Genomic DNA, 26,389 nt, shown 5'->3' with positions numbered 1-26,389 from the left:
TGTGAGTCAATTCTTCCAGATTCATCCGGAAAACCCGCAAGCGCGCCTGATCAAACAAGCGGTGGAGATTATCCGAAGCGGCGGGGTGGTGATCTATCCGACCGATTCTTCCTATGCTGTGGGCTGCCACATTGGCGACAAGAGCGCGGTGGAGCGTATTCGTCGCCTGCGCCAGCTGGACGACAAGCATAACTTCACTCTGGTATGCCGCGATCTGTCGCAACTCAGCACTTTTGCCAAGGTCGATACCGCCGCGTTCCGCTTGCTCAAGAGCCATACCCCGGGGCCTTACACCTTTATCCTCAATGCCACCCGTGAAGTGCCGCGCATGCTGCTGCATGCCAAACGCCGCACCATTGGTCTGCGCGTGCCCAGTCATCCAATTGCCATGGCCTTGCTGGCCGAGTTGGATGAGCCTTTGATGAGCGTGACCTTGATTTTGCCGGGGGACACGCTGCCGATGAGCGATCCTTACGAGATGCGTCAGATTCTTGAGCACCAGGTCGATCTGATCATTGATGGCGGTTTCGGCGGCCTGGAAGCCTCCACCGTGGTCAGTCTGCTTGACGATGAGCCCGAGGTGTTTCGAGTGGGTTGCGGTGATCCGTCGCCTTTTACGAATGACATCTGATCCTGGCTATAATCGGACTCCTTTGAGCTTTCAGGTAATCCGTTTTGAGTCTTGTTGACGCTGAACGCCGTGTGTTGTCTGGCATGCGCCCGAGTGGCCTGCTGCACCTGGGGCATTATCAGGGCGTGCTGAAAAATTGGGTGAAGCTGCAACACAGCTATGAATGCTTCTTCTGCATCGTAGATCTACACGCGCTGACCACCGATTACGACGATGTCGGCCCGCTGTCCCAGCGCGTTATGGACATGGCCGTGGACTGGCTGGCGGCCGGCGTCAGCCCCAGTTCGGCGACGCTGTTTATCCAGTCGCAGGTTCCTGAACATGCCGAACTGCACCTGCTGTTGTCGATGATCTGCCCGCTCAGTTGGCTGGAGCGCGTACCGTCCTACAAAGAGCAGCAGGAGCAGCTGCACGGCAAAGACCTGGGCACCTTTGGCTTTCTCGGTTACCCCTTGTTGCAGGCAGCGGACATTCTGCTGTATCGCGCCGGTGTGGTGCCGGTAGGCAGTGACCAGTTGGCGCATATCGAATTTGCTCGGGATGTGGCGCGGCGTTTCAATCACTTGTATGGCCGCGAGCCAGGCTTTGAGGAAAAGGCCGAGGCGGCGATCATCAAGCTGGGCAAGAAAACTGCGACGCTCTACAACAACCTGCGCAAGGCCTATCAGGAGCAGGGCGACGCAGAAGCGCTGGAAACTGCGAGGGCGCTGCTCAAGGACCAGCAGAGCATAACCCTGGGTGATAAAGAGCGCCTTTACGGTTACCTGGAGGGTGGCGGCAAGATTCTGCTGGTCGAACCGCAGGCCATGCTTGGCGAGTCGCCCAAGCTGTTGGGGCTCGACGGTAGCAAGATGTCCAAATCCAATAACAACGCGATTTTCCTGCGTGACAGTGGCGCGGCGATCGAAGAAAAGATCCGCCGTATGCCGACCGACCCCGCGCGGGTGCACCGCGATGACCCAGGCAGCCCGGCAAATTGCCCGGTGTGGCCGCTGCATCAGCTGTATTCCAGCAATGCAACCTGCGACTGGGCGCAGCAAGGCTGTCGCAGCGCCGGCATCGGTTGTCTGGAGTGCAAAGCTCCCTTGATCGATGCGCTGCAGCAGGAGTTGCAACCGTTGCAGGCACGCGCCGCGGATTATCAGGATAATCCTGATTTGGTCCGGCAGATTCTCGCCGATGGTGCCGATAAAGCGCGCTCTGAAGCGCGGGAAACCTTGAGTGAAGTGCGCCTGGCCCTTGGCCTGAATTACCGCTGAACCTAACGCTGAATTTAACTTCGAGAGTGACCATGTCCGGCGTGCCAGCCCAGGAACACCCTGAAAGCCATCCCCAGGACCAGGCCAATGCTCAGCAGGAGCTGCCCTTTGCCCTGGTGTATGGTCAGGCGGTCACCGAAATGCCGCTGGACCTGTATATCCCGCCGGATGCTCTGGAGGTGTTTCTCGAAGCCTTCGAAGGCCCGCTGGACCTGCTGCTGTATCTGATCCGCAAGCAGAACATCGATGTGCTGGATATCCCGGTGGCGGAAATCACCCGTCAGTACATGGGCTATGTCGAACTGATGCAGTCGGTGCGCCTGGAGTTGGCGGCCGAGTATCTGGTGATGGCGGCCATGCTCGCCGAGATTAAGTCACGCATGCTGTTGCCGCGCTCCAGCGAGGCGGAGGCCGAAGAGGACGACCCGCGTGCCGAGCTGATCCGCCGTCTGCAGGAATACGAGCGTTACAAGGCTGCCGCGGAAGGCATCGACGGTCTTAGCCGGGTCGGGCGGGATGTCACCGTGCCGCGCCTGGATGCCCCCGAAGCGCGGGCGCGCAAGCTGCTGCCGGATGTCAGCCTGGAAGAAGTGCTGCTGTCGATGGCCGAAGTGCTGCGCCGCGCCGATATGTTTGAAAGCCACCAGGTCACCCGTGAGGCGCTGTCCACCCGCGAGCGCATGAGCGAAGTGCTCGAGCGCCTCAAGGGCGGCGCGTTTGTACCCTTTGTCAGCCTGTTCAGCGCCGAAGAGGGCAAGCTTGGCGTGGTGGTGACCTTTATGGCGGTGCTCGAGTTGATCAAGGAATCCCTGGTTGAACTGGTGCAGAATGAGGCCTTTGGGCCAATCCATGTGCGTGCGCGGGCTGAATAAGCATGAACCTTAACGAACCTCGTGAGCTGGCCAGCCTGCTCGAAGCTTTTCTGCTGGCCTCCGGCAAACCGCAATCGCTGGAGCGCCTGTTCGAGTTATTTGAAGAAGCCGAGCGGCCGGAGCCGGCGGTGTTTAAAAAGGCGCTGGCGCACCTGGGCAAGTCCTGCGAAGGGCGCGCCTTCGAGCTTATCGAGGTGGCGTCCGGTTACCGCCTGCAAGTGCGCGAGAAATTTGCACCTTGGGTGGGTCGCTTATGGGAGGAGCGCCCGCAACGCTATTCGCGCGCCATGCTGGAAACCCTGGCGCTGATTGCCTACCGCCAGCCGATTACTCGTGGCGAGATCGAAGATGTGCGCGGTGTAGCGGTCAACAGCCATATCGTCAAAACCCTGCTGGAGCGCGAGTGGATTCGTGTGGTGGGTTATCGCGATGTGCCGGGCAAGCCGGCGATGTTCGCCACCACCAAGGCTTTTCTCGATCACTTCAACCTGAAAAGCCTCGACGAATTACCGCCACTGGCCGCCCTGCGTGAGCTGGAACCCGAGCCGGTACTGGCTTTCGAGGATGATCTGGAGGCGCCGCAAAGCCTGCAGGCGCGTGCCGATCTGGCCCTGGCTGATGAGCCTGCGGTGGAAGTAGGTGAGGAAACCAGCTTCAGCAGCCTGCTGGCTGAACTCGATTCGATGGAGCAGGGTCTGAAAATCGATTTCGATGATTTACCCGAGCAGGACGATGAGCTTGACGATGCCGATGAGCCTCACGACACCCTGGATAGAGAGCAGCTGCCTGACTAAAGGGCAGGGTGCATCAGCGAGGGCGTTAGTGCGGTGAAAGATCCCTGCATTAAGGTGTGCAAGTTCGAGCGTGATATCTGCCTCGGCTGCGGACGTAGCAAGGCCGAGATCAAGGGTTGGAAGAAGCTTGATAAGCCTGCTCGGCGCGCCGTGTTGGCCGAGGCTGATATGCGTTTGCTGAGCCTGGCGACCATTGGTCGGCACACAGGCTGACGGCCACCGATCAGGCGGCTAGCCTCAATCCGTGCGCAAGCGCCGCGTTTCGCGTATGCTCCGCGCCCCTTCGACGAATAGGCCCTGCCTAAATCGTCCTAATCACTAAAGAAAACACCGGGAGGTGCCCAGATGAGTGAAGAAATCGAAGAATACAGCCCCGCAGGCGAAAAACTGCAGAAAGTCATGGCGCGCATGGGCCTGGCTTCACGCCGTGAAATAGAAGCCTGGATTACCGCTGGCCGCGTCAAGGTCAACGGCGCAGTCGCCAGCCTCGGCGTGCGCGTCGACCTGCACGATGCGATTGCCGTCGATGGCAAGGTGATCCGCCGCGAAGAAGCCGCTGAAAGCGTGCGCCGCGTGATCATCTACAACAAACCCGAAGGCGAGATCTGCACCCGTGACGACCCGGAAGGCCGTCCGACCGTGTTCGACCGTCTGCCACGGCCGAAAGATGGCCGCTGGATCAATATCGGTCGCCTCGACATCAACACCACCGGTTTGTTGATGTTCACCACCGACGGTGAGCTGGCCAACCGCCTGATGCACCCGTCCTTCCAGATGGACCGCGAGTACGCCGTGCGTGTGCGTGGCGAAGTCGACGAAGAGATGATCGAGCGCCTGAAAGCTGGCGTGATGCTCGAAGACGGCCCGGCAAAATTCACCGATATCAAGGTCGCGCCGGGCGGCGTGGGCTTCAACCACTGGTATCACTGCGTGGTGATGGAAGGCCGTAACCGCGAAGTGCGCCGTTTGTGGGAATCCCAGGGCCTGGTGGTCAGCCGTCTAAAGCGCGTGCGTTTCGGCCCGGTGTTTATCACCTCGGACTTGACCATGGGCCGCTGGCGCGAAATGAGCCAGCGCGAAGTGGATATCCTCAGTGAGGAAGTCGGCCTCAAGCCGGTGGCCTTGCCGGACATGAAAGAAAAAGCCCGCGACAAGATCGACCGTCTGCAGCGTAAATCGGCCAAGCCGGTGGGGCGTGCCGCACGTCCAGAGCGGACCTTGCGCCCGGCCCATGGTGGCGGTCCGGCAGCGGCGGGTGATCAGGGTCGTTCGCGTCCAGCGCGTGGTGACGATGCCGGGCGCGGCGAGCGTCCGGCCCGCAGCCCGCGTGCTGATCAAAGCAAAGGCACGCCGGTTGCCGAGCGCCCGAGTGATGTCAACAAGAAGCGTCCGGCCAAGGCGGGTGCGCAGCGTCCAGGCGTCGAGCTGACTGATCGCTCATCGCGTAAACCTGCGGGTGCGCCGGTCAAGCGTCGCAGCCAGCCGACCCGCGAAGGACAGCGTCCTGGCTTCGGTCGTGGTCCTAAGCCGGAGTAATCCATTTCGGTGGATGTAAAAAGGCGACCCTCGGGTCGCCTTTTTTATGGCCTGCCATGTGGTTGTTACGTTTATCCGGCCATGGACAGGCGATTGCGGCCATCGCGCTTAGACACATACAGCGCGTTATCGGCACGGCGCATCAGGCTTTCCATTGACTCACCCGGCAGCAGGGTGGCGCAGCCGAGGCTGACCGACAGCTCGATGGCGCGGCTTTCGACCAAGTACTGGATGCCCAGAACCGCCATGCGCAGGCGCTCACCGACCATTGAGGCAGCTTCGCGGCTGGTGTTGGAGAGCAGTACCATAAATTCTTCACCGCCGAAGCGAAACACCATGTCGACGTTACGCAGACTGTCTTTCAGCGCGGTTGCGACGGCTTTCAGTGCCTGGTCGCCGATAAGGTGGCCGTGGCTATCGTTGATGCGCTTGAAGTGATCGATGTCGACCATCAGCACCGACAGTGGTTGCAGGGTGCGCCGGGCGATATCCACTTCGCGCTTGAGTGTTTGCTGCATGGCGATGCGGTTGCCGGTTTCGGTCAGCGGGTCGCGCAGCGCGCTTTGTACGGCTGCGCGATAGAGCAGGGCGTTGCGCAGTGGAAACAGCAGGCTGGCAAGCAGCGATTCGAGCTGGCCCAGCTCGTCCTCACTGAACCGCTGGTTACGTCGGAACGTCAGTTCACCGAGAAATTCGCCATCGTGATTCAGGCGGTAACCAGCTGAGTGATTGGCGCGCTCGCCCAGTTCCAGGCGCAGGTCGCAGGAGGCTAGTTGATAGCTGAGGGCGCTGAGCGGCACCAGACGCTGCACTTCGCTGTAGAACAGTTCGAGAATGCGTTCAGCTTCCAATGAGGTCTGCAGGCGCAGGCTCAGCTGTTGGCGTAATTGCGCCAGGCTGACTGGCTTGAGGCTTTTCTGCAGGCGACCGGCATAGCCGAGACGCTGCAACTTGGCAGCGTCGAAATCGATGGTGTTGGACTGGTTATGCGGGGCCATAAGCCTTACCTCTTACGCGATACGCGACGACTGGAAGAGGTAGAGCGAATTTCATGCCAAGCACGGTTTTGTATTAAAAGTTCTTTTATTTCATGCGCTTATATTTGTGTGGCAAAGATTGGTGGCAAGCCTTTGCCGGTTAACTGGCGGGCTGCTGGCAATTTGATGCCAGCTGATTCGGCTGCCGCCGGAAAACCGGCGGAATTCCTAAAGGGCTATTAAGGTCTTGCGAGTTTGAGTCCTGCAAGGCGCTACGTTAGTAACAGCCTCTGGCTGGTCAAGCAGGCGAGGAAGCGGACTGGGCTCGCACACGGGTGTACTTTTGTACATGAGCATGGCTCGTTTCACTCGCCCTTCGGGTCGCGCTAAAGCGCGTTAGCCATAAGCAGCTTCCGAGCCGGTTTTAACGCCGCAGGATCGACGCGCAGCAGGCCGTGGCTTATTGCGCGTCAAATGCCTGGCCATTGACCCCCGTGCTGTCTGGCCCCATCAGGTAGAGGTAGACCGGCATGATCGCTTCAGGCAAAGGGTTGTTCTGCGGGTTCTCCCCAGGGTAGGCCTGGGCGCGCATATCGGTGCGGGTGGCTCCTGGGTTGACGCTGTTGGCGCGCACGCTGGAGATACCGTCGATTTCGTCGGCCAGTACCTGCATAAGGCCTTCGGTGGCGAATTTGGACACCGCATAAGCGCCCCAATAAGCACGGCCCTTGCGGCCGACGCTGCTGGAAGTGAACACCACTGAGGCGTCCGCCGAGAGCTTGAGCAGCGGCAGCAGCGTGCTGGTGAGCATAAACATGGCGTTGACGTTGACCTGCATGACGCGCATGAAATTATCGCCGGACAGCTGCTCCAGCGGCGTGCGCGGGCCGATAATCGAGGCGTTGTGCAGCAGGCCGTCGAGCTTGCCGAATTCGGCTTCGATCATCGCCGCCAGCTCGTCGTACTGATGCGGCAGGGCGGTTTCCAGATTGAACGGGATGATCGCAGCCTGTGGGTGGCCGGCGGCTTCGATGGCGTCGTACACGCGGCTGAGGTTTTCTTCGGTCTTGCCCAGCAGCAGCACCGTTGCACCGTGGGCGGCGAAGGTCTTGGCGGCGGTTGCGCCAATGCCGCGGCCGGCACCTGTCACCAGAATCACGCGGCCCTTGAGCAGGTCGGGGCGAGCGGAATAGTTATGCATGGGTAAAGCCTCATTAATTCAAAAACGGGAGCGTCGGTGCGCGCCCGGCAAGCAATCTTCAGCAGCTGCACAGGGCTTGTTCGAGCACTGCGCGCAGTTCCAGCGGATGGTCCACCACGACATCGGCACCCCAGTTGCGTGGGTTGTCCTGCGGGTGGATATAGCCGTAGGTGACGGCGGCGGTCTTGCAGCCGGCGGCGCGGCCGGCTTCGATATCGCGCTCGTCATCGCCGATAAACAAGGTGGCGGCGGGTTCCACCCCCATCTTTGCGCAGGCCAGCAGGACCATCTCCGGATCGGGCTTGCTGCGGCTGACGTGATCCGGGCAGACCAGTGCGGCCGAGCGCTGCGCCAGGCCGAGTTGCTGCATGATCGGTTCGGCGTAGCGCACTGGCTTGTTGGTCGCCACGCCCCAGATCAGCTTGGCCTGTTCGATGTCATTGAGCAGTTCATTCATGCCGTCAAAAGGCCGGGTGAGAACCGCGCAGTGGCTCTGATAGCGCTCGAGAAACTCCAGACGCAGGGCTTCGAAGCCTTCAGCCTCGGGGTCCATGGCAAAGTTGGCGGCAACCATGGCCCGCGCACCGCCGGAGACCTGATCACGGATCAGCTTGTCGGCAATCGGTGGCAGGTCGCGTTCGGCGCGCATGGCCTGGCAGATGGCGATAAAGTCCGGTGCGCTGTCGAGCAGGGTGCCGTCCATATCGAATAAAACCGCGCGTAAACGCATGCGCCTCACTCCTCGCGCAGGGTCTGGATCATGTAGTTGACGTCGACATCGGCTTCCAGCTTGTAGCGTTTGTTCAGCGGGTTGTAGGTCAGGCCGATGATGTCCTTGACCTCAAGACCCGCCTCGCGGCTCCAGGCGCCCAGTTCGGATGGACGGATAAATTTCTTGAAGTCATGGGTGCCGCGCGGCAGCAGGCGCATCAAGTACTCGGCACCGATGATGGCGAACAGGTACGCCTTGGGGTTGCGGTTGATGGTGGAGAAGAACACCTGGCCGCCGGGTTTGACCATGCGGTAGCAGGCACGAATCACCGACGCCGGGTCGGGTACGTGCTCAAGCATTTCCAGGCAGGTGACCATATCGAACTGCTCGGGCATCTCAAGGGCCAGGGCTTCTGCAGTGATTTGCCGGTACTCCACGCTGACCCCCGATTCCAGCTGGTGTAGCTGGGCCACGGCCAACGGCGCTTCACCCATGTCGATGCCGGTCACGCTGGCGCCGCGCTGAGCCATGGACTCGCTGAGGATGCCGCCGCCGCAGCCGACATCCAACACCTTCTTGCCGGCCAGGCCGACGCGTTCGTCGATCCAGTTGACCCGCAGCGGGTTGATGTCATGCAGCGGCTTGAATTCGCTTTCGCGGTCCCACCAGCGATGGGCGAGGGCTTCGAATTTGGCGATTTCGGCGTGGTCGACGTTGCTCATATAAATCCCTGAATCAGGCTGCGGCAAGAATGGGAGCGGAAGGTGCTCATGTTGCCAGTTTCGCCGGGTGGATTGGACGCCTGTTGTGCGTCCAATGTATGTCAGTTTGTCGCAGTGCCCGAATTCTCTGGGCTGGCAGTCACTTGCCGGCAATCTTCGCGCCCCAGGCGCGGGCATTGGTGATAATTCGTTGTTCGTCCAGGCGCGTCAGTTGGCCTGCGTCGAGCAATTGTTTGCCGCCGACCCACAGGTGCTCGACGCAGGCGCGGCCGCCGGCATAGATCAGCTGCGAAACCGGGTCGTAAACCGGTTGCTGGGCCAGGCCGGAGAGGTTGAAAACCGCCATGTCCGCTGCCTTGCCCAGTTCCAGCGAGCCGATTTGTTCATCGAGGCCAAGGGCGCGAGCACCGTTGAGGGTGGCCATGCGCAGTGCGCGGTGGGCATCCAGGGCGGTGGCGGAACCGGCCACGGCCTTGGCCAGCAGGGCGGCGGTGCGGGTTTCTCCGAGCAGATCCAGATCATTGTTGCTCGCCGCGCCATCGGTGCCGATGGCGACGTTGACCCCGGCCTGCCAGAGTTTTTCCACTGGACAGAAGCCGCTAGCCAGCTTGAGGTTGGACTCCGGGCAATGGATCACGCTGCTGTTGCTTTCCACCAGCAGGGCGAGGTCCTCATCATCAATCTGGGTCATGTGCACAGCCTGGAAGCGTGGGCCGAGGAGGTCGAGGCGCGCCAGCCGGGCCAGTGGCCGTTCGCCGCATTGCTCCAGGCTCTGTTGCACTTCAAAGGCGGTTTCGTGCACATGCATATGAATGCCAGCGTCCAGCTCCTCGGCGAGCATGCGGATGTTCTCCAGCTTATCGTCGCTCACCGTATAGGGCGCGTGGGGACCGAATGCCACGCTTAGGCGCGGGTGGTGCCTGAGGTCGTCGAACAGCGCCAGGCCCTTGCGCAGCGACTCGTCTGCGTCGCGAGCGCCGGGAATCGGAAAATCCAGTACCGGAATGGTGATTTGCGCGCGAATGCCGCTGCTGTGTACCAGATGGCAGGCGGTTTCCGGGAAGAAGTACATGTCAGAAAAACAGGTGATGCCACCCTTGAGCTGTTCGGCAATGGCCAGCTCGGTGCCGTCCTGGACAAACTGCTCGTTGACCCATTTGGCCTCGGCCGGCCAGATGTGTTTTTCCAGCCAGGTCATCAGGGGTAGGTCATCGGCCAGGCCGCGGAACAGGGTCATTGCCGCATGTCCGTGGGCGTTGATCAGACCTGGCGTGAGCAGCCGTCCGGGCAGTTCAAGTACCTGCAGCGCTTCGTGTTTGAGCGCTTCGGCGCGCGAGGCGATTAGCGCGATACGTCCGTCACGGATGCCCAGGCCATGCTCCAGCAGCACCACGCCAGCCGGCTCGACTGGGACCAGCCAGGTGGGCAGGAGCAGCAGGTCGAGTGGGGCTTGGGGCATGAGGGCGCTTCCGGTAGTCAGTAAAGTGGCGAGTTTATAGGGGAACGCCCTAGGCTTGAAGCTGCACAGGCTTTATCTGGCGAGCTGCGGGCGCGATCTGCGGGGCGGTGTGCGTATAATGGTCGGCTTTTTCCGGCGGAGGTGTGTCATGCGCGAGCAATTGCTAGCGGCAGAGAAGGTCAGGGCCATCGAGTGGCGTGACGGCGCTCTGCACCTGCTCGATCAGCGCGCGCTGCCTTTCGAGGAAACCTGGCTGAGCTACCACTCTGCGGCGGATGTCGCCGAGGCGATCCGCAGCATGGTGGTGCGCGGTGCGCCGGCCATCGGCATCAGCGCGGCCTATGCAGTTGTCCTGGCTGCGCGTGCTCGTCTGCAGGAAGGCGGCGACTGGCGTGTGGCCCTGCAAGCGGATTTCGACCTGCTGGCTGCCTCGCGGCCGACGGCGGTCAATCTGTTCTGGGCGCTCGATCGTATGCGTGATCGGCTTACACGGCTGAAAAGCCATGACGATCCGCTGGCGCTGCTGGAGGCTGAAGCCGTCGGTATTCATCAAAGTGACCGCGAAGCCAACCTGACTATGGCCCAGCTCGGTGTCGATCTGATCCGCAAGCACCAAGGCAATCAGCAGAACCTGCTGACCCACTGCAATGCCGGCGCCCTGGCCACGGGCGGCTTTGGTACGGCGTTGGGGGTGATTCGCGCGGCCTTCCACGATGGCTTGCTTGAGCGGGTATATGCCGACGAAACCCGGCCTTGGCTGCAGGGCTCGCGCCTGACTGCCTGGGAACTGGCGGCTGACGGCATCCCGGTGACGGTCAATGTCGACTCGGCTGCCGCGCATCTGATGAAAACCCGTGGCATCACCTGGGTCATCGTCGGGGCGGACCGCATCGCCGCCAATGGCGATGTGGCCAACAAGGTCGGCACCTATCAGCTTGCGGTGAATGCCATGCACCATGGCGTACGCTTTATGGTGGTGGCGCCCAGCTCAACCATTGACATGGCCATGGAGCACGGTGACGACATCGTGCTGGAGGAACGCGACCCAAGCGAGTTGCTGGAGCTGGGCGGCAAGCGCATCGCGGGTGGGATTGAAGTGCTCAATCCGGTATTCGATGTGACCCCGGCGGACCTGATCGACTTTATCGTCACCGAGAAGGGCGTGGTTGATCGTCCGGATGCCGAGAAAATGGCGCAATTGATGTGCCGCAAGCGCCTGCATTGAGTTTTTCTACGGGTACGCCTCCCTGGTCGGCGGGCTGCTGCTGGGGATAGGTGCGCCGCAGTGATTGTGGTAAGCTCCGGCGGTTTTCGGGGGTGCCCGTTATGGGCCTCTTACCTGCGCAGATACATGGCATAACTTATTGATTTGTCGTGAGTCGCTATGAGCCTCAAGGCACGGCGACAGGCTCCACACCACTCAGGACGAGCGGCGCGGAGTTTCACCAGAAAAAGGAACAAGGCTACTCATGGGCGAACTGGCCAAAGAAATCCTCCCGGTCAATATTGAAGACGAACTCAAGCAGTCCTACCTCGATTACGCGATGAGCGTAATTGTCGGGCGCGCGCTGCCGGATGCACGTGATGGCTTGAAGCCCGTGCACCGCCGTGTGCTGTTTGCCATGAGTGAGTTGGGCAACGACTGGAACAAGGCATACAAGAAGTCCGCCCGTGTGGTCGGTGACGTCATCGGTAAGTATCACCCACACGGTGATACCGCGGTGTACGACACCATCGTCCGCATGGCGCAGCCATTCTCCCTGCGTTACCTGCTGGTCGACGGCCAGGGTAACTTCGGTTCTGTGGACGGCGATAACGCCGCCGCCATGCGCTACACCGAAGTGCGCATGACCAAGCTGGCCCATGAGCTGCTGGCCGATCTGCACAAGGAAACCGTGGACTGGGTGCCGAACTACGACGGCACCGAGATGATCCCGGCGGTCATGCCGACCAAGATCCCCAACCTGCTGGTCAACGGTTCCAGCGGTATCGCTGTAGGCATGGCCACCAATATTCCGCCGCACAACCTCACAGAAGTGATCAACGGTTGTCTGGCGCTGATCGACAACGGCGAGCTGACTGTCGATGAGCTGATGCAGTACATTCCCGGTCCGGACTTCCCGACTGCGGCGATCATCAACGGTCGCGCTGGTATCATCGAGGCCTACCGCACCGGCCGTGGGCGCATCTATATGCGTGCTCGCGCCATCATTGAAGACATCGACAAAGTCGGTGGCCGTCAACAGATCATCGTCAGCGAGCTGCCGTATCAGTTGAACAAGGCGCGGCTGATCGAGAAGATTGCCGAGCTGGTTAAAGAGAAGAAGCTCGAAGGCATCACCGAGCTGCGCGATGAGTCCGACAAGGACGGTATGCGCATCGTCATCGAGCTGCGCCGTGGTGAAGTGCCGGAAGTGGTGCTCAACAACCTCTACGCCCAGACCCAGATGCAGAGCGTGTTCGGCATCAACGTGGTGGCGCTGATCGACGGCCAGCCGAAGGTCCTTAACCTCAAGGACATGCTCGAAGCCTTTATTCTGCACCGCCGTGAAGTGGTTACCCGGCGCACTGTATTCGAGCTGCGCAAGGCCCGTGAACGTGGTCATATCCTTGAAGGCCAGGCGGTTGCCCTGTCCAACATTGACCCAGTCATCGCCCTGATCAAAGCCTCGCCGACCCCGGCCGAAGCCAAGCTGGCGCTGATTGCCACGCCCTGGGAATCCAGTGCGGTGGAAACCATGGTCGAGCGCGCCGGTGCCGACGCCTGCCGTCCGGACGATCTCGATCCGCAGTACGGTCTGCGCGACGGCAAGTATTTCCTCTCGCCGGAACAGGCCCAGGCCATCCTCGAGCTGCGTCTGCACCGCCTGACCGGTCTTGAGCATGAAAAACTGCTGGCCGAATACCAGGAAATCCTCACCCAGATCGGCGAGCTGATCCGCATCCTCACCAGTGCTACACGCCTGATGGAAGTGATCCGCGAAGAGCTGGAAGCGGTCAAGGCCGAGTTCGGCGACAAGCGCCGCACCGAGATTCTCGACAATCGTCTGGACCTCAGCCTGGCTGACCTGATCACCGAAGAAGAGCGTGTGGTCACCATCTCTCACACTGGTTATGCCAAGTCGCAACCGCTGGCTGCCTACCAGGCGCAGCGTCGTGGCGGTAAAGGTAAATCGGCAACCGGGATCAAGGATGAGGACTACATCGAGCATCTGCTGGTCGCCAATAGCCACGCCACCTTGTTGTTGTTCTCCAGCAAGGGCAAGGTGTACTGGCTGAAGACCTACGAAATCCCGGAAGCCTCGCGCGCTGCCCGTGGTCGTCCGCTGGTCAACCTGTTGCCGCTTGACGAAGGCGAGCGCATCACCGCCATGCTCCAGGTCGATCTCGAAGCGCTGCGTCAGCAGGCGCCGGAAGGTGACGAGCAGGACGATATCGAAGGTGTAGTGGTCGAGGTTGAGGAAGTTGAAGATCTGGTCGAAGGCGATGACGCCGACGACGAAACTCCGGATGAGCCGACCGGTGCCTACATCTTTATGGCGACGGCCAAAGGCACTGTGAAGAAAACGCCGCTGGTGCAGTTCAGCCGTCCGCGCAGCTCGGGCCTGATCGCCCTCAAACTGGATGAAGATGACACCCTGATTTCCGCCGCCATCACCAACGGTGCGTGCGAAGTGATGATGTTCTCCGACGGCGGCAAGGTGATTCGCTTTAAAGAAAGCAAAGTGCGCACCATGGGTCGTACGGCTCGCGGTGTGCGTGGCATGCGTCTGTCAGAAGGCCAGGAAATCATCTCCATGCTGATTCCTGAAGCCGATGCGCAGATTCTCACCGCCTCCGAGCGTGGCTACGGCAAGCGCACGGCGATGGCTGAATTCCCGCGTCGCGGTCGTGGCGGCCAGGGCGTAATCGCGATGGTCAGCAACGAGCGTAACGGCAAGCTGGTGGGGGCCGTGCAGGTGCTTAACGGCGAGGAAATCATGCTGATTTCCGACCAGGGCACCCTAGTGCGTACCCGCGTCAGTGAAGTCTCCAGCCTCGGTCGTAACACCCAGGGCGTGACCCTGATCAAGCTGGCCAAGGATGAAACTCTGGTGGGTCTTGAGCGTGTGCAGGAGCCTTCGGCGGAAGACGACGAAGAGCTGCTGGACGGCGAAGAGGGTGTTGAAGGCGCAGTTGAGGATGCAGGTGATGCACCCGAAGCTGCGGCTGACGAAAGCCCGATCAGCGAAGAGTGATCTGTCGGGGCGAGTGCGCTCGCCCCTGACGGCGAACAGGCTGTTGAAAATGTAGGCGAGGCAGGCAGTACAAGGCGCTACGTTAGTAACAGCCTTCGGCTGGTCAAAACGGCGAGGAAGCGGAGTTTACTGCTGTAAATGAGCATTCCGAGCCTGTTTTTAACGCAGTAATGCCAACGCAGGTAGTTTTTCAACAGCCTGGTAGGATTTGGCGGCTGGTGGCAATGCCAGCCCGCCCACCATTTTTGAGCGAGAGTGGATGTGAGCAAGCGAGCCTTTAACTTCTGCGCCGGCCCGGCCGCGCTTCCTGAAGCTGTTCTGCAACGCGCCCAGGCGGAGCTCCTCGATTGGCAGGGTAAAGGCCTGTCGGTGATGGAGATGAGCCATCGCAGCGATGAGTACACCGCCATCGCGGAAAAGGCCGAGCAGGATCTGCGCGACCTGATGGAAATTCCTTCCGACTACAAGGTACTGTTCCTGCAGGGCGGGGCCAGCCAGCAGTTCGCTGAAATCCCGCTCAACCTGCTGCCCGAAGACGGCGTCGCCGACTATATCGACACCGGTATCTGGTCGAAGAAAAGCATCGAAGAAGCCAGCCGCTACGGCAACATCAATGTCGCCGCCAGCGCCAAGGCCTATGACTATTTCGCCATTCCTGGGCAAAACGAGTGGCAGCTGTCGAAAGACGCCGCCTACCTGCACTACGCCAGCAATGAAACCATCGGTGGCCTGCAGTTCGACTGGATTCCCGAAGTCGGTGACGTGCCGCTGGTGGCGGATATGTCTTCCGATATCCTCTCGCGCCCAATCGATGTGTCGAAGTTCGGCCTGATCTACGCCGGCGCGCAGAAGAATATCGGCCCCAGTGGCCTGGTGGTGACCATCGTGCGTGAAGACCTGCTTGGCCGTGCCCGCAGCGTCTGCCCAACCATGCTCAATTACAAGATCGCTGCCGATAACGGCTCGATGTACAACACTCCGGCGACTTTCTCCTGGTACCTGTCAGGTCTGGTGTTCGAGTGGCTGAAAGAGCAGGGAGGGGTGGCCGCCATCGAACGGGTCAACCGCGCCAAGAAAGACCTGCTGTACAAGGCTATCGATACCAGCGACTTCTACAGCAACCCAATTGCCCATAACGCCCGCTCCTGGATGAACGTGCCGTTTCGCCTGGCTGACGAGAAGCTGGATAAGCCGTTTCTCGCCGGCGCCGATGCGCGTGGCCTGCTCAACCTCAAGGGGCATCGTTCGGTCGGCGGCATGCGTGCTTCCATCTATAACGCCGTGGGCCTGGACGCCGTTGAAGCGCTGGTCGCCTATATGGCCGAGTTCGAGAAGGAGCACGGTTGATGAGCGATCCAATTTCCGAGCAGGAACTGCAGGCTCTGCGCCTGCGTATCGACAATCTTGATGAAAAAATTCTCGCACTGATCAGTGATCGCGCCAGCTGCGCCGAAGAAGTCGCGCGGGTAAAGATGAAGGCTCTGCCAGAGGGCGAGAAACCGGTGTTTTACCGCCCTGAACGCGAAGCCCAGGTGCTTAAGCGCATCATGGATCGCAATCAGGGGCCGCTGGGCAACGAGGAAATGGCGCGGTTGTTCCGCGAAATCATGTCCTCCTGTCTAGCCCTGGAGAACCCGCTCAAGGTCGCGTATCTCGGCCCTGAAGGCACATTCTCCCAGGCTGCGGCGATGAAGCATTTCGGCCATGCGGTTATCAGTGTGCCGATGGCTGCTATCGACGAAGTGTTCCGTGAAGTCGCCGCTGGTGCGGTGAACTTCGGCGTGGTGCCGGTGGAAAACTCCACCGAAGGCGCGATCAACCACACCCTCGATAGCTTCCTCGAGCACGACATGGTTATCTGTGGTGAAGTCGAGTTGCGCATTCACCACCACCTGTTGGTCGGTGAAACCACCAAGACCGACAAGATCACCCGTATCTATTCTCATGCGCAGTCTCTGGCGCAGTGCCGCAAGTGGCTGGATGCACATTACCCCAACGTCGAGCGCGTGGCGGTGTCGAGCAATGCCGATGCGGCCAAACGGGTGAAAAGTGAATGGAGCAGCGCGGCAATTGCCGGCGATATGGCGGCAAGCCTGTACGGCCTGACCAAGCTGGCGGAGAAGATCGAGGATCGCCCGGATAACTCCACGCGCTTCCTGATCATAGGCAGCCAGGAAGTGCCGCCTACCGGCGACGACAAGACCTCGATCATTGTCTCCATGAGCAACAAACCGGGTGCGTTGCATGAATTGCTGGTGCCGTTCCATAACAACGGTATCGACCTGACCCGCATCGAAACCCGCCCGTCGCGCAGCGGCAAGTGGACCTACGTGTTCTTTATCGACTTCGTTGGTCATCACCGCGACCCGCTGATCAAGGACGTGCTGGAAAAGATCAATCAGGAAGCCGTGGCGCTCAAGGTGCTGGGTTCCTATCCCAAAGCGGTACTTTAAAAGCAGCTGCAAGCTTCAAGCCTCAGCCTCAAGCGAACTCGCCCGGCTTTTTCTTGCAGCTTGCCGCTTGAAGGTTGAGGCGCTGTATGACCGATTTCCTCGCCCTGGCCCAGCCAGGCGTACAAAAGCTGTCGCCCTACGTGCCGGGCAAACCGGTGGATGAGCTGGCCCGTGAGCTGAATCTGGACCCGGGCAGCATCGTCAAGCTGGCTAGCAACGAGAATCCGCTGGGTCCCAGCCCCAAAGCGCTGGAGGCGGTTCGTGCTGAGTTGGCCGAGCTGACTCGCTATCCCGATGGCAATGGCTTCGAATTGAAGAGCCGCCTAGCCACCCGCTGCGCTGTGCAGATCGGTCAGGTCACTCTAGGCAATGGTTCCAACGATATTCTCGATCTGGTCGCCCGTGCCTATCTGGCCCCAGGTCTGAATGCGGTATTCAGCCAGTACGCCTTTGCCGTTTACCCTATATCGACTCAGGCCGTGGGTGCCCAAGGCAAGGTGGTGCCGGCCAGTGAGTATGGGCATGACCTGGAGGCCATGCTGGCCGCCATCGACGCCAATACCCGAGTGGTGTTTATCGCCAACCCGAACAATCCGACGGGCACTTGGTTCGGTCCTGATGCGCTGGCGCGTTTTCTCGCTCGCGTGCCGCAGAACGTCTTGGTGGTGCTGGACGAGGCCTATATCGAGTACGCCGAAGGCGATGAGTTGCCGGATGGCCTGCAGTTCTTGGCCAAGCACGAGAATCTGCTGGTCTCGCGCACCTTCTCCAAGGCATACGGGCTGGCGGCGTTGCGCGTTGGCTATGCGATCAGCTCGACGCAGGTTGCCGATGTGCTTAATCGCGTCCGTCAGCCCTTCAACGTCAACAGCCTGGCATTAGCTGCTGCCTGTGCGGCGCTGGATGATGCTGACTACCTGCTGCAAAGTCGCCAGATCAATGATGTCGGCATGGCGCAGTTGGAGGCCGGTTTGCGCGAGTTGGGGCTAGGCTGGATTCCTTCCAAGGGCAACTTTATCTGCGTCGATTTTGCTCGCGATACCGCAGCAATCAACCAGGCATTGTTGCGCGCCGGGGTGATCGTGCGGCCGGTTGCCGGTTACGGCATGCCGAATTTCCTGCGTATCTCCATCGGCCTGCCGGCAGAGAATGCGCGCTTCCTCGAGGCCTTGGCCATGGTGCTGCGCGCGTGAGTGAGTCGATTTCGGTTGCCACTCCTGTGCTATCCGCTACCCCTGTGATCGGCCGTCTGGTGGTGGTCGGTCTGGGGCTGATAGGCGGTTCCTTCGCCAAAGGCCTGCGTGAGCGTGGCTTGTGCCGCGAGGTGGTCGGTGTCGATCTTGACCCAGAGTCACGTCGGCTGGCGGTTGAGTTGGGCGTGGTGGACCGCTGTGAAGACAGCCTGGCTGCCGCTTGTCAGGGGGCGGCAGTGATTCAGCTGGCGGTGCCTATTCTGGCCATGGAGAAGCTGCTGGGCGAGCTAGCCAAGCTGGATCTGGGTGATGCGGTGTTGACCGATGTGGGCAGCGCTAAAGCCAGTGTAGTGCGCGCCGCGCGCTTGGCTTTTGTCGATAAAGCCGTGCGCTTCGTGCCTGGTCATCCGATTGCTGGCTCCGAACAGAGCGGCGTGGAGGCAGCCAATGCTGAGCTGTTCCTCCGTCACAAGGTGATTCTTACGCCGTCTGAGCAGAGCGACGAAGCGGCACTGGTGTTGGTAGACACGCTGTGGCGTGCGCTCGGTGCGGATGTCGAGCATATGCAGGTCGAACACCATGACCAGGTGCTGGCTGCGACCAGTCATCTGCCGCACTTGCTGGCCTTCACCCTGGTCGATTCGCTGGCCAAGCGCAGCGAGAATCTGGAAATTTTTCGTTACGCCGCCGGCGGTTTCCGCGACTTTACACGGATTGCCGGCAGCGACCCGGTGATGTGGCACGACATCTTCCTCGCCAACCGTGAGGCGGTGCTGCGTACCTTGGATGTATTTCGCGACGACCTTAACGCTTTGCGTGATGCGGTCGACGCTGGGGATGGGCATCAACTGTTGGGCGTCTTTACCCGCGCCCGAGTGGCCCGTGAGCATTTCGGCAAAATTTTAGCCCGCAGGGCCTATGTGGACGCTATGCACTCGAATGATCTGATTTTTCTGGCTAATCCTGGTGGCAAACTGTCTGGGCGGATTCGCGTGCCGGGCGACAAATCCATCTCTCACCGTTCGATCATGCTCGGTGCGCTGGCGGAAGGTACCACCGAGGTTGAAGGTTTCCTCGAGGGCGAAGATGCTCTGGCCACCCTGCAGGCGTTCCGCGACATGGGGGTGGTCATCGAAGGCCCGCACCATGGTCGCGTGACCATTCATGGTGTCGGCCTGCACGGCTTGCAGCCGCCGCCGGGGCCGATCTACCTGGGTAACTCGGGTACATCCATGCGCCTATTGGCAGGACTGTTGGCGGGCCAGTCGTTCGATACTGTGCTCACTGGCGATGCTTCGCTGACCAAGCGCCCGATGAATCGTGTGGCCAAGCCGCTACGCACCATGGGGGCGTTGATTGATACGGCCGCCGAAGGCCGGCCGCCATTGACTATTCATGGTGGTCGCCGCCTGGGTGGGATGACCTACGAGCTGCCAATGGCCAGCGCCCAGGTTAAGTCCTCGCTGCTGCTTGCCGGCCTGTATGCGGCAGGCACCACATCGATCACCGAGCCCGCGCCGACGCGCGACCACACCGAGCGCATGCTGCGTGGTTTCGGTTATCCGGTCACAGTTGAAGGGCGCACGGCGACCTTGGAGTCGGGCCACAAACTCACGGCCACGCATATCGAGGTGCCGGCAGATATCTCCTCGGCGGCGTTCTTCTTGGTTGCTGGCAGTATTGCTGAGGATTCTGAGCTGCTGCTTGAGCACGTCGGTATCAACCCGACCCGCACCGGGGTGATCGATATCCTCAAGTTGATGGGTGGCGATATCACTCTGGAAAATCAGCGTGAGGTTGGTGGCGAGCCGGTGGCGGACATTCGTGTGCGTAGCGCCAGGCTCAAAGGTATCGACATCCCGGAAGACCTGGTGCCTCTGGCTATTGACGAGTTCCCGGTGTTGTTCGTTGCCGCTTCTGTGGCCGAAGGCCGTACCGTGCTGCGCGGTGCCGAGGAGCTTCGCGTCAAAGAGTCTGACCGGATTCAGGTCATGGCCGATGGCCTGAGCGCCCTGGGCGTGAAGGTCGAGCCGACTCCTGACGGTATCATCATCGACGGTGGCAGCAGTATTGGCGGTGGCGAGGTGTGGAGCCATGGCGATCACCGTATCGCCATGTCGTTCAGCGTGGCGTCGTTGCGCGCCACTGCGCCAATCCGCATCCATGATTGCGCCAACGTAGCCACTTCGTTCCCCAACTTCCTCGCGCTGTCGGCTCAGGTTGGTATTTGTGTGGCCGAGGAGGGCAAGGCATGATCAATGCGCCGGTAATCACCATCGATGGGCCGAGCGGCTCGGGCAAAGGCACCATCGCGGGCCTGCTGGCCAAGCAACTGGGCTGGAATCTGCTTGATTCAGGTGCGCTGTATCGCCTGCTTGCCTTTGCTGCCGGTAATCATGGCGTCGATCTGACCAATGAAGAGGCGATGAAGTTACTGGCCGCTCACCTGGATGTGCAGTTCATCGCTGCTGGAGATGGCCACGGACAGCGCATCATTCTTGAGGGCGAAGAGGTCACGGATCTGATTCGTAACGAGCAGGTTGGCGCTGGTGCTTCGCAGGTGGCTTCTCTGTCTGCTGTGCGTGAAGCCCTGCTGCAGCGTCAGCAGGCGTTTCAGGAAATGCCGGGCCTGGTCGCCGATGGTCGCGACATGGGTACGGTGGTATTCCCCGATGCGCCGCTGAAGGTGTTCCTCACCGCTAGCGCCGAGGAACGTGCCCGTCGCCGTTACTTGCAGTTGAAGGCCAAGGGCGATGATGTTAATCTCGCGAGTCTTCTTGATGAGATTCAGGCGCGCGACGAGCGCGATACCCAGCGTGCAGTGGCTCCGCTCAAGCCGGCAGCCGATGCAATCCAGCTGGATTCCACTGAGCTCTCGATTGAACAAGTGCTTGAACGAATTCTCAGCGAAGTCGCCAATCGCGACCTCGCTGGATGACCAGAGCTACAGCTGCTTTAAGCTGATCAGCTCGCCAAGGAAGCTCTCGGGAACCCAGTCCTCGACTCGTTTGCTTCTTTTTATATAAACGTACCCACATTGTCTGGAGTGTGGTTTGGGCGGATTCCCTGCCCTGAATCAACAGGAATTAAAATGAGCGAAAGCTTTGCTGAACTGTTTGAAGAAAGCCTAAAAACCCTGAACCTTCAGGCTGGCTCGATCATCACCGCTATCATCGTCGACATCGATTACCAAGCAGGTTGGGTAACCGTTCACGCTGGTTTGAAGTCTGAAGGCCTCATCCCACTGGAGCAGTTCCACAACGACGCTGGCGAGCTGACCATCAAGGTCGGTGACGAAGTTCACGTTGCCTTGGACGCGGTTGAAGATGGCTTTGGTGAAACCAAGCTGTCCCGCGAAAAAGCCAAGCGTGCCGAGTGCTGGATCGTTCTGGAAGCAGCTTTCGCCGCTGAGGAAGTGGTTACGGGCGTTATCAACGGTAAGGTTAAGGGCGGCTTCACTGTCGACGTTAACGGCATCCGTGCGTTCCTCCCAGGTTCCTTGGTCGATGTCCGTCCAGTGCGTGATACCACTCACTTGGAAGGCAAAGAACTCGAATTCAAAGTCATCAAGCTGGACCAGAAGCGCAACAACGTTGTCGTTTCCCGCCGCAGCGTGCTGGAAGCCGAGAACAGCGCCGAGCGCGAAGCTCTGCTGGAATCCCTGCAGGAAGGTCAGCAAGTCAAAGGTATCGTCAAAAACCTCACCGACTACGGCGCGTTCGTGGATCTGGGTGGCGTCGACGGCCTGCTGCACATCACCGACATGGCTTGGAAGCGCATCAAGCATCCGTCGGAAATCGTCAACGTTGGCGATGAGATCGACGTCAAGATCCTCAAGTACGATCGCGAGCGCAACCGTGTTTCCCTCGGCCTCAAGCAGCTGGGCGAAGATCCATGGGTTGCCATCAAGGCGCGTTACCCGCAGGACACTCGTGTTACTGCGCGCGTAACCAATCTGACCGACTACGGCTGCTTCGCAGAGCTGGAAGAAGGCGTGGAAGGCCTGGTGCACGTATCCGAAATGGATTGGACCAACAAAAACATCCATCCTTCGAAAGTCGTTAACGTCGGCGACGAAGTGGAAGTCATGGTTCTGGATATCGACGAAGAGCGTCGTCGTATCTCCCTGGGTATCAAGCAGTGCAAAACTAACCCGTGGGAAGATTTCTCCGGTCAGTTCAACAAGGGCGACAAGATCTCCGGCACCATCAAGTCGATCACCGATTTCGGTATCTTCATTGGTCTGGATGGCGGTATCGACGGCCTCGTTCACCTGTCCGACATCTCCTGGAACGAAGTAGGCGAAGAAGCTGTACGCCGCTTCAAGAAGGGCGACGAGCTGGAAACCGTTATCCTCTCCGTTGATCCGGAGCGTGAGCGCATCTCCCTCGGCATCAAGCAGCTGGAAGAAGATCCGTTCTCCGACTACGTTGCTGTTAACGATAAAGGCACCATCGTGCGCGGCATCGTTAAAGAAGTTGACGCCAAGGGCGCCATCATCACCCTGGCCGAAGGCATTGAAGCCACTCTGAAAGCCTCCGAAATCAGCCGTGACCGCGTTGAAGACGCGCGCAACGTTCTGAAAGAAGGCGAAGAAGTCGAAGCCAAAATCATCAGCGTTGACCGTAAGAGCCGCGTAATCAGCTTGTCGGTCAAGTCGAAAGACGTTGAAGACGAAAAAGAAGCCATCAAAGAAATGCGTAAGCAGGAAGTTGAAACTGCCGGTCCGACCACCTTGGGTGATCTGCTCCGCGCGCAAATGGAAAAACAGAACTAAGTTCGGTTTATCCAAAGAAAAGGGCGACTTCGGTCGCCCTTTTTTGTGGCCGCTATTCTTTAAAGCCCTCCCTCATAGTCGTCGAGGGCAAAGTCAGGCGTTCCTCTAGGCGATTTCTAATGCCCTTAAAATCGATAACCTGTTGTTTTATAGGCTGTTCAAACCCGATCAGGCATGCTAAAACCTTCCTATCTAGTGATCTAGCCGCTTGAAAAAGAAGGGAAAACCATGACCAAGTCGGAGTTGATCGAGCGCATCGTCACCCATCAGGGGCAGCTCTCGTCCAAGGATGTTGAGTTGGCGATCAAAACCATGCTTGAGCAGATGTCGCAGGCGCTGTCGACAGGGGATCGTATCGAGATACGCGGCTTCGGCAGCTTCTCACTGCATTACCGCGCGCCGCGTGTTGGGCGTAATCCGAAAACTGGTGATTCGGTCAGGTTGGATGGGAAGTTTGTACCGCACTTCAAGCCGGGTAAGGAGCTGAGGGACCGGGTGAATGAGGATGAATGATTGTTCGATCTTGGTCTCTTATCATTCTCGATGCGTGCTCTTCGTTGCTGCCTATCGCCCTTGAGGTTACGGCTTTACCTTTTTGAAGCAGTGGCGCTCGTCTCGTGTAAAATATCTCGCCTTGGAATGGTGCGTGCAGATTGCGCTGCCGGCATTTTCCGTCGCCTATGATTTACCAAGGGTCGTGTATCAGGCCTGCCATTTCGCAGGTTTTTTCATTTTTGCTTATGAGATATTTTGATGCTTCAGGTTTTTAAAAAGCTGAGAAATTTGCTTAGCGCCAGTGAGCAGGTGCGGGCTTTCCTTGTGTTCTTGTTAATGCTGGGTACTGCTTTTTTAGAGATGATTGGTGTGGCGTCTATAATGCCGTTTGTGGCTGTTTTGGCTGACTCCCAGGCGGTAGAGAAGTATGAGTACTTAAAATTTGCTTACGATGCCCTTAACTTTACGGATACCAAGAATTTTTTGATATTGCTTGGTGGGGCCGTTCTTTTTTTGTTTGTATTTAGTCTTGCACTTAAAGCATTCACCACCTATGCAGTTTTACGCTTTTCTAATATGCGAGCGCACAGCTTTGCCTATCGATTGCTTGAGGGGTATCTGCAGCGGCCATATGGTTTTTTCCTAGGGCGTAATACTGCTGAGTTGAGTAAGCGAATATTTTCAGAAGTTGGTGAGGTTATAAATGGTGCTCTGATTCCAGCGATGAAGGTGGTCTCTGGGGGCTTGGTTGCCATTATGATTAGCGCTCTTCTTCTCGCAGTTGAGCCACTGCTCTCTGTGTTGGTTGGCGCTGTCTTGGGCGGTGCGTTTGTGGCTGTGTATGTCTCTACGCGTGGATTGTTACGTCGTCTAGGTGAGCGTCGTGTCTATACCAATGAGAGAAGGTTTGTTCTAGCCTCTGAAGCATTAAGCGGAATTAAAGAGTTGAAATTGATGGGGCGCGAAGGTAGTTACCTTGAGCGCTTTTCGCAGGTTTCGAAATCTTTTGCCAAAGATGTAACTGTCAGTAAAGCCATTGGTGATTTACCGCATTTTGCAATTCAGGCGATCGCGTTTGGTGGCGTGTTAGTTTTAGTCCTATATTTGATGGGCGTTCATGGCGGGTTACAAGGGGCTTTGCCTGTGATCGCTCTCTATGCTTTTGCAGGTTATCGTCTGTTGCCTGCCTTTCAAGAGATCTTCAAAAATATTACCCAGTTACGATTTTATGATGCCGCTTTGGATAGTCTTGCTGACGACTTGCTAGGTTTGCCAGAAAGTTCGGTTGCTCAAGCTAAGTCGCTAAGTGATGAACGGCTCAGTGGTGATATTGAGTTGTCTGACATTAGTTATCGTTATCCGGGGGCAGAAAGCAATTCCCTTTCAGGTATATCGATTGCTGTTGCAAAGGGCACTAGTGTGGCTTTTATAGGCACAACTGGTGCTGGGAAAAGCACGATCGTTGATTTGATCCTAGGATTGCTTGAGCCAAGTGCTGGCTGCATACGTGTAGGTGACCAGCTTCTACAAGGTGAAAACCTAAGAGCATGGCAGCGTAATATTGGCTATGTGCCTCAAGCCATCTATTTAGCTGATGCATCTATTGCCGAAAATATAGCTTTTGGGATCCCGTCCCACGAAATCGATATGCAAGCGGTAGAAAAAGCAGCGAAAGCGGCCCACCTGCATGACTTCATCATCAGCGAGCTCTCCGAAGGCTATCAAGCCTCTGTGGGGGAGCGGGGTGTGCGCCTTTCTGGTGGCCAACGCCAGCGTATTGGTATAGCCAGGGCGCTGTACCATGATCCTGACGTCGTGGTCTTTGATGAAGCTACCAGTGCTCTTGATAATGCAACAGAGGCGCTGGTTATGCAGGCAATCAATGAGTTGAGAGGCGGCAAAACCGTCATCCTAATTGCTCATCGGTTAAGCACTGTAGAGCGTTGCGACACTATTTTTATGCTTGAGCATGGAAAATTATGCGCGAGCGGTACATATGACGAATTAATGCTAAGCAGTAGTGCCTTCGGCCGTCTAACTAGCGCCAATTCCTGAGCGGGAGCAGCAGCAGTGTTCAATGACAAAACTATTCTCATAACAGGTGGCACCGGCTCTTTCGGTAATACCTTCGTGCCTATGACCCTCGCCAAGTACAACCCCAAAAAAATCATCATCTTCTCCCGTGATGAGATGAAGCAATGGGATATGGCGAAGAAGTTTGAGGGCGATCATCGTGTGCGGTTCTTTATCGGCGATGTGCGCGACAAGGATCGTCTATACCGCGCTCTAGATGGTGTTGACTATGTTGTGCATGCGGCCGCAACGAAGATCGTTCCTACTGCTGAGTACAACCCGTTTGAGTGTGTGAAAACCAACATCAATGGCGCCATGAACCTAATTGACGCATGCATTGATAAGGGCGTGAAGGGTGTGGTGGCGCTTTCAACTGATAAGGCTAGTAGCCCAATTAACCTATACGGCGCGACCAAACTGGCTTCGGATAAATTGTTCGTAGCCGGAAACTCGTATGTGGGTGGTCATGAAACGCGCTTTTCCGTGGTGCGTTACGGCAATGTTATGGGTTCGCGTGGTTCGGTTATTCCTTTCTTTATGTCCATTAAAGACAAAGGCGTACTGCCGATTACTGACGAGCGTATGACTCGCTTTATGATTTCTTTGGAGGAGGGCGTCGAACTGGTTTGGCACGCCTTCGAGGACATGGAGGGCGGCGAGATCTACGTAAAAAAAATCCCATCCATGAAAGTCACCGACCTAGCACGTGTCGTGGCGCCTGATGCAAAACAAGAAATTGTTGGAATTCGTCCGGGTGAGAAACTGCATGAGCAGATGATCAGCGCCGAAGACGCGTATTACACCTATGAATACCCCGAGCACTTCAAGATTTTACCCACCATTCACGGTTGGGCCACTTGCCCTAAGCGAATCAAGGATGGCAAGAGGGTTCCTGAAGGCTTTGTTTATGCCAGCGATAACAATTCCGAATGGATGAGCGATGACGATCTGCAGGGCTGGATTGATCTCAATCGTGAAAAAATCGGGAGCATCTGAT

At 58.5% G+C, this 26,389-nt stretch carries 22 protein-coding genes; 17 read left to right on the top strand and 5 right to left on the bottom strand.

Annotation, left to right across the window (positions count from 1 at the left end):
• Position 1: 1 nt before the first annotated feature.
• The 6 genes from AACX99_RS04720 to rluB all read left to right on the top strand — a co-directional run bounded on the left by AACX99_RS04720 (position 2) and on the right by rluB (position 5,092).
• Positions 2-631, top strand: coding sequence for an L-threonylcarbamoyladenylate synthase (locus AACX99_RS04720; RefSeq protein WP_339409906.1), 630 nt, complete (start codon positions 2-4; stop codon positions 629-631).
• 44 nt (positions 632-675) lie between these two features.
• Positions 676-1,890, top strand: a complete 1,215-nt coding sequence (locus tag AACX99_RS04715) for a tryptophan--tRNA ligase (RefSeq protein WP_339409904.1) — start codon at positions 676-678, stop codon at positions 1,888-1,890.
• A gap of 173 nt (positions 1,891-2,063) precedes the next feature.
• Positions 2,064-2,762, top strand: coding sequence for a segregation and condensation protein A (locus AACX99_RS04710; RefSeq protein WP_167144217.1), 699 nt, complete (start codon positions 2,064-2,066; stop codon positions 2,760-2,762).
• Between the two features lie 2 nt (positions 2,763-2,764).
• Positions 2,765-3,556 carry an SMC-Scp complex subunit ScpB gene (gene scpB / locus AACX99_RS04705; RefSeq protein ID WP_445261834.1) on the top strand — a complete coding sequence of 264 codons (792 nt, stop codon included), beginning with the start codon at positions 2,765-2,767 and terminating at the stop codon, positions 3,554-3,556.
• A gap of 33 nt (positions 3,557-3,589) precedes the next feature.
• Entirely contained in the window at positions 3,590-3,769 is a 180-nt protein-coding gene (locus AACX99_RS04700) for a DUF1289 domain-containing protein (RefSeq protein ID WP_339409903.1), read from the top strand.
• A 132-nt stretch (positions 3,770-3,901) separates the two neighbouring features.
• Entirely contained in the window at positions 3,902-5,092 is a 1,191-nt protein-coding gene (gene rluB, locus AACX99_RS04695; RefSeq protein ID WP_339409901.1) for a 23S rRNA pseudouridine(2605) synthase RluB, read from the top strand.
• A 71-nt stretch (positions 5,093-5,163) separates the two neighbouring features.
• On the opposite strand, the gene AACX99_RS04690 is transcribed toward rluB, so the two are convergent.
• From AACX99_RS04690 to AACX99_RS04670, 5 genes are all read right to left on the bottom strand, one after another.
• Entirely contained in the window at positions 5,164-6,090 is a 927-nt protein-coding gene (locus tag AACX99_RS04690; RefSeq protein WP_339409900.1) for a GGDEF domain-containing protein, read from the bottom strand.
• A gap of 439 nt (positions 6,091-6,529) precedes the next feature.
• Positions 6,530-7,270, bottom strand: a complete 741-nt coding sequence (locus tag AACX99_RS04685) for a YciK family oxidoreductase (protein ID WP_339409899.1) — start codon at positions 7,268-7,270, stop codon at positions 6,530-6,532.
• Between the two features lie 58 nt (positions 7,271-7,328).
• On the bottom strand, positions 7,329-8,000 hold the full coding sequence (mupP, locus tag AACX99_RS04680) for an N-acetylmuramic acid 6-phosphate phosphatase MupP (protein WP_339409898.1): 672 nt from the start codon (positions 7,998-8,000) through the stop codon (positions 7,329-7,331).
• Between the two features lie 5 nt (positions 8,001-8,005).
• Complete coding sequence (ubiG, locus tag AACX99_RS04675; RefSeq protein ID WP_339409897.1) at positions 8,006-8,704, bottom strand: bifunctional 2-polyprenyl-6-hydroxyphenol methylase/3-demethylubiquinol 3-O-methyltransferase UbiG; 699 nt, start codon at positions 8,702-8,704, stop codon at positions 8,006-8,008.
• Positions 8,705-8,843: 139 nt separating this feature from the next.
• Positions 8,844-10,163, bottom strand: coding sequence for a TRZ/ATZ family hydrolase (locus AACX99_RS04670; protein ID WP_339409896.1), 1,320 nt, complete (start codon positions 10,161-10,163; stop codon positions 8,844-8,846).
• 148 nt (positions 10,164-10,311) lie between these two features.
• Between AACX99_RS04670 and mtnA the strand changes: the two genes are divergently transcribed.
• The 11 genes from mtnA to pseB all read left to right on the top strand — a co-directional run bounded on the left by mtnA (position 10,312) and on the right by pseB (position 26,388).
• Positions 10,312-11,388: an S-methyl-5-thioribose-1-phosphate isomerase gene (gene mtnA, locus AACX99_RS04665; protein WP_339409895.1), complete on the top strand. Its 1,077-nt coding sequence runs from the start codon at positions 10,312-10,314 to the stop codon at positions 11,386-11,388.
• Positions 11,389-11,632: 244 nt separating this feature from the next.
• Positions 11,633-14,401, top strand: a complete 2,769-nt coding sequence (gyrA, locus tag AACX99_RS04660; RefSeq protein WP_339409894.1) for a DNA gyrase subunit A — start codon at positions 11,633-11,635, stop codon at positions 14,399-14,401.
• 261 nt (positions 14,402-14,662) lie between these two features.
• The gene (serC, locus tag AACX99_RS04655; RefSeq protein ID WP_339409893.1) at positions 14,663-15,748 is read left to right on the top strand and encodes a 3-phosphoserine/phosphohydroxythreonine transaminase; all 1,086 of its coding nucleotides are present in this window, start codon (positions 14,663-14,665) and stop codon (positions 15,746-15,748) included.
• Positions 15,748-16,854: a prephenate dehydratase gene (gene pheA / locus AACX99_RS04650; RefSeq protein WP_339409891.1), complete on the top strand. Its 1,107-nt coding sequence runs from the start codon at positions 15,748-15,750 to the stop codon at positions 16,852-16,854. The genes serC and pheA overlap by 1 nt, the downstream gene beginning before the upstream one ends.
• Before the next feature lie 86 nt (positions 16,855-16,940).
• Positions 16,941-18,047, top strand: a complete 1,107-nt coding sequence (gene hisC, locus AACX99_RS04645) for a histidinol-phosphate transaminase (RefSeq protein WP_339409889.1) — start codon at positions 16,941-16,943, stop codon at positions 18,045-18,047.
• Positions 18,044-20,302 carry a bifunctional prephenate dehydrogenase/3-phosphoshikimate 1-carboxyvinyltransferase gene (locus tag AACX99_RS04640; protein ID WP_339409887.1) on the top strand — a complete coding sequence of 753 codons (2,259 nt, stop codon included), beginning with the start codon at positions 18,044-18,046 and terminating at the stop codon, positions 20,300-20,302. The genes hisC and AACX99_RS04640 overlap by 4 nt, the downstream gene beginning before the upstream one ends.
• Positions 20,299-20,985, top strand: a complete 687-nt coding sequence (gene cmk / locus AACX99_RS04635; protein WP_339409885.1) for a (d)CMP kinase — start codon at positions 20,299-20,301, stop codon at positions 20,983-20,985. The genes AACX99_RS04640 and cmk overlap by 4 nt, the downstream gene beginning before the upstream one ends.
• A gap of 153 nt (positions 20,986-21,138) precedes the next feature.
• Entirely contained in the window at positions 21,139-22,824 is a 1,686-nt protein-coding gene (gene rpsA / locus AACX99_RS04630; protein WP_339409884.1) for a 30S ribosomal protein S1, read from the top strand.
• A gap of 228 nt (positions 22,825-23,052) precedes the next feature.
• Complete coding sequence (gene ihfB / locus AACX99_RS04625; protein ID WP_090387490.1) at positions 23,053-23,337, top strand: integration host factor subunit beta; 285 nt, start codon at positions 23,053-23,055, stop codon at positions 23,335-23,337.
• A gap of 240 nt (positions 23,338-23,577) precedes the next feature.
• Complete coding sequence (locus tag AACX99_RS04620; protein WP_339409883.1) at positions 23,578-25,374, top strand: ABC transporter ATP-binding protein; 1,797 nt, start codon at positions 23,578-23,580, stop codon at positions 25,372-25,374.
• A gap of 15 nt (positions 25,375-25,389) precedes the next feature.
• A complete protein-coding gene (gene pseB, locus AACX99_RS04615; RefSeq protein WP_339409882.1) occupies positions 25,390-26,388 on the top strand; it encodes a UDP-N-acetylglucosamine 4,6-dehydratase (inverting) in 999 nt (332 codons plus the stop codon).
• The last annotated feature ends 1 nt before the right edge of the window (position 26,389 follow it).

Source organism: Pseudomonas sp. EA_35y_Pfl2_R5 (assembly GCF_963970805.1).
In the GTDB taxonomy this organism is placed as follows: Bacteria; Pseudomonadota; Gammaproteobacteria; order Pseudomonadales; family Pseudomonadaceae; genus Aquipseudomonas.
This window is presented reverse-complemented; position numbering and strand designations above follow the sequence as displayed.

Coding starts and splice junctions, on each gene's coding strand:
- scpB (WP_445261834.1), top strand. CDS start 2,765: ATGAACCTTAACGAACCTCGTGAGCTGGCCAGCCTGCTCGAAGCTTTT.
- rluB (WP_339409901.1), top strand. CDS start 3,902: ATGAGTGAAGAAATCGAAGAATACAGCCCCGCAGGCGAAAAACTGCAG.
- AACX99_RS04690 (WP_339409900.1), bottom strand. CDS start 6,090: ATGGCCCCGCATAACCAGTCCAACACCATCGATTTCGACGCTGCCAAG.
- AACX99_RS04685 (WP_339409899.1), bottom strand. CDS start 7,270: ATGCATAACTATTCCGCTCGCCCCGACCTGCTCAAGGGCCGCGTGATT.
- mupP (WP_339409898.1), bottom strand. CDS start 8,000: ATGCGTTTACGCGCGGTTTTATTCGATATGGACGGCACCCTGCTCGAC.
- ubiG (WP_339409897.1), bottom strand. CDS start 8,704: ATGAGCAACGTCGACCACGCCGAAATCGCCAAATTCGAAGCCCTCGCC.
- AACX99_RS04670 (WP_339409896.1), bottom strand. CDS start 10,163: ATGCCCCAAGCCCCACTCGACCTGCTGCTCCTGCCCACCTGGCTGGTC.
- mtnA (WP_339409895.1), top strand. CDS start 10,312: ATGCGCGAGCAATTGCTAGCGGCAGAGAAGGTCAGGGCCATCGAGTGG.
- gyrA (WP_339409894.1), top strand. CDS start 11,633: ATGGGCGAACTGGCCAAAGAAATCCTCCCGGTCAATATTGAAGACGAA.
- pheA (WP_339409891.1), top strand. CDS start 15,748: ATGAGCGATCCAATTTCCGAGCAGGAACTGCAGGCTCTGCGCCTGCGT.
- hisC (WP_339409889.1), top strand. CDS start 16,941: ATGACCGATTTCCTCGCCCTGGCCCAGCCAGGCGTACAAAAGCTGTCG.
- cmk (WP_339409885.1), top strand. CDS start 20,299: ATGATCAATGCGCCGGTAATCACCATCGATGGGCCGAGCGGCTCGGGC.
- rpsA (WP_339409884.1), top strand. CDS start 21,139: ATGAGCGAAAGCTTTGCTGAACTGTTTGAAGAAAGCCTAAAAACCCTG.
- ihfB (WP_090387490.1), top strand. CDS start 23,053: ATGACCAAGTCGGAGTTGATCGAGCGCATCGTCACCCATCAGGGGCAG.
- AACX99_RS04620 (WP_339409883.1), top strand. CDS start 23,578: ATGCTTCAGGTTTTTAAAAAGCTGAGAAATTTGCTTAGCGCCAGTGAG.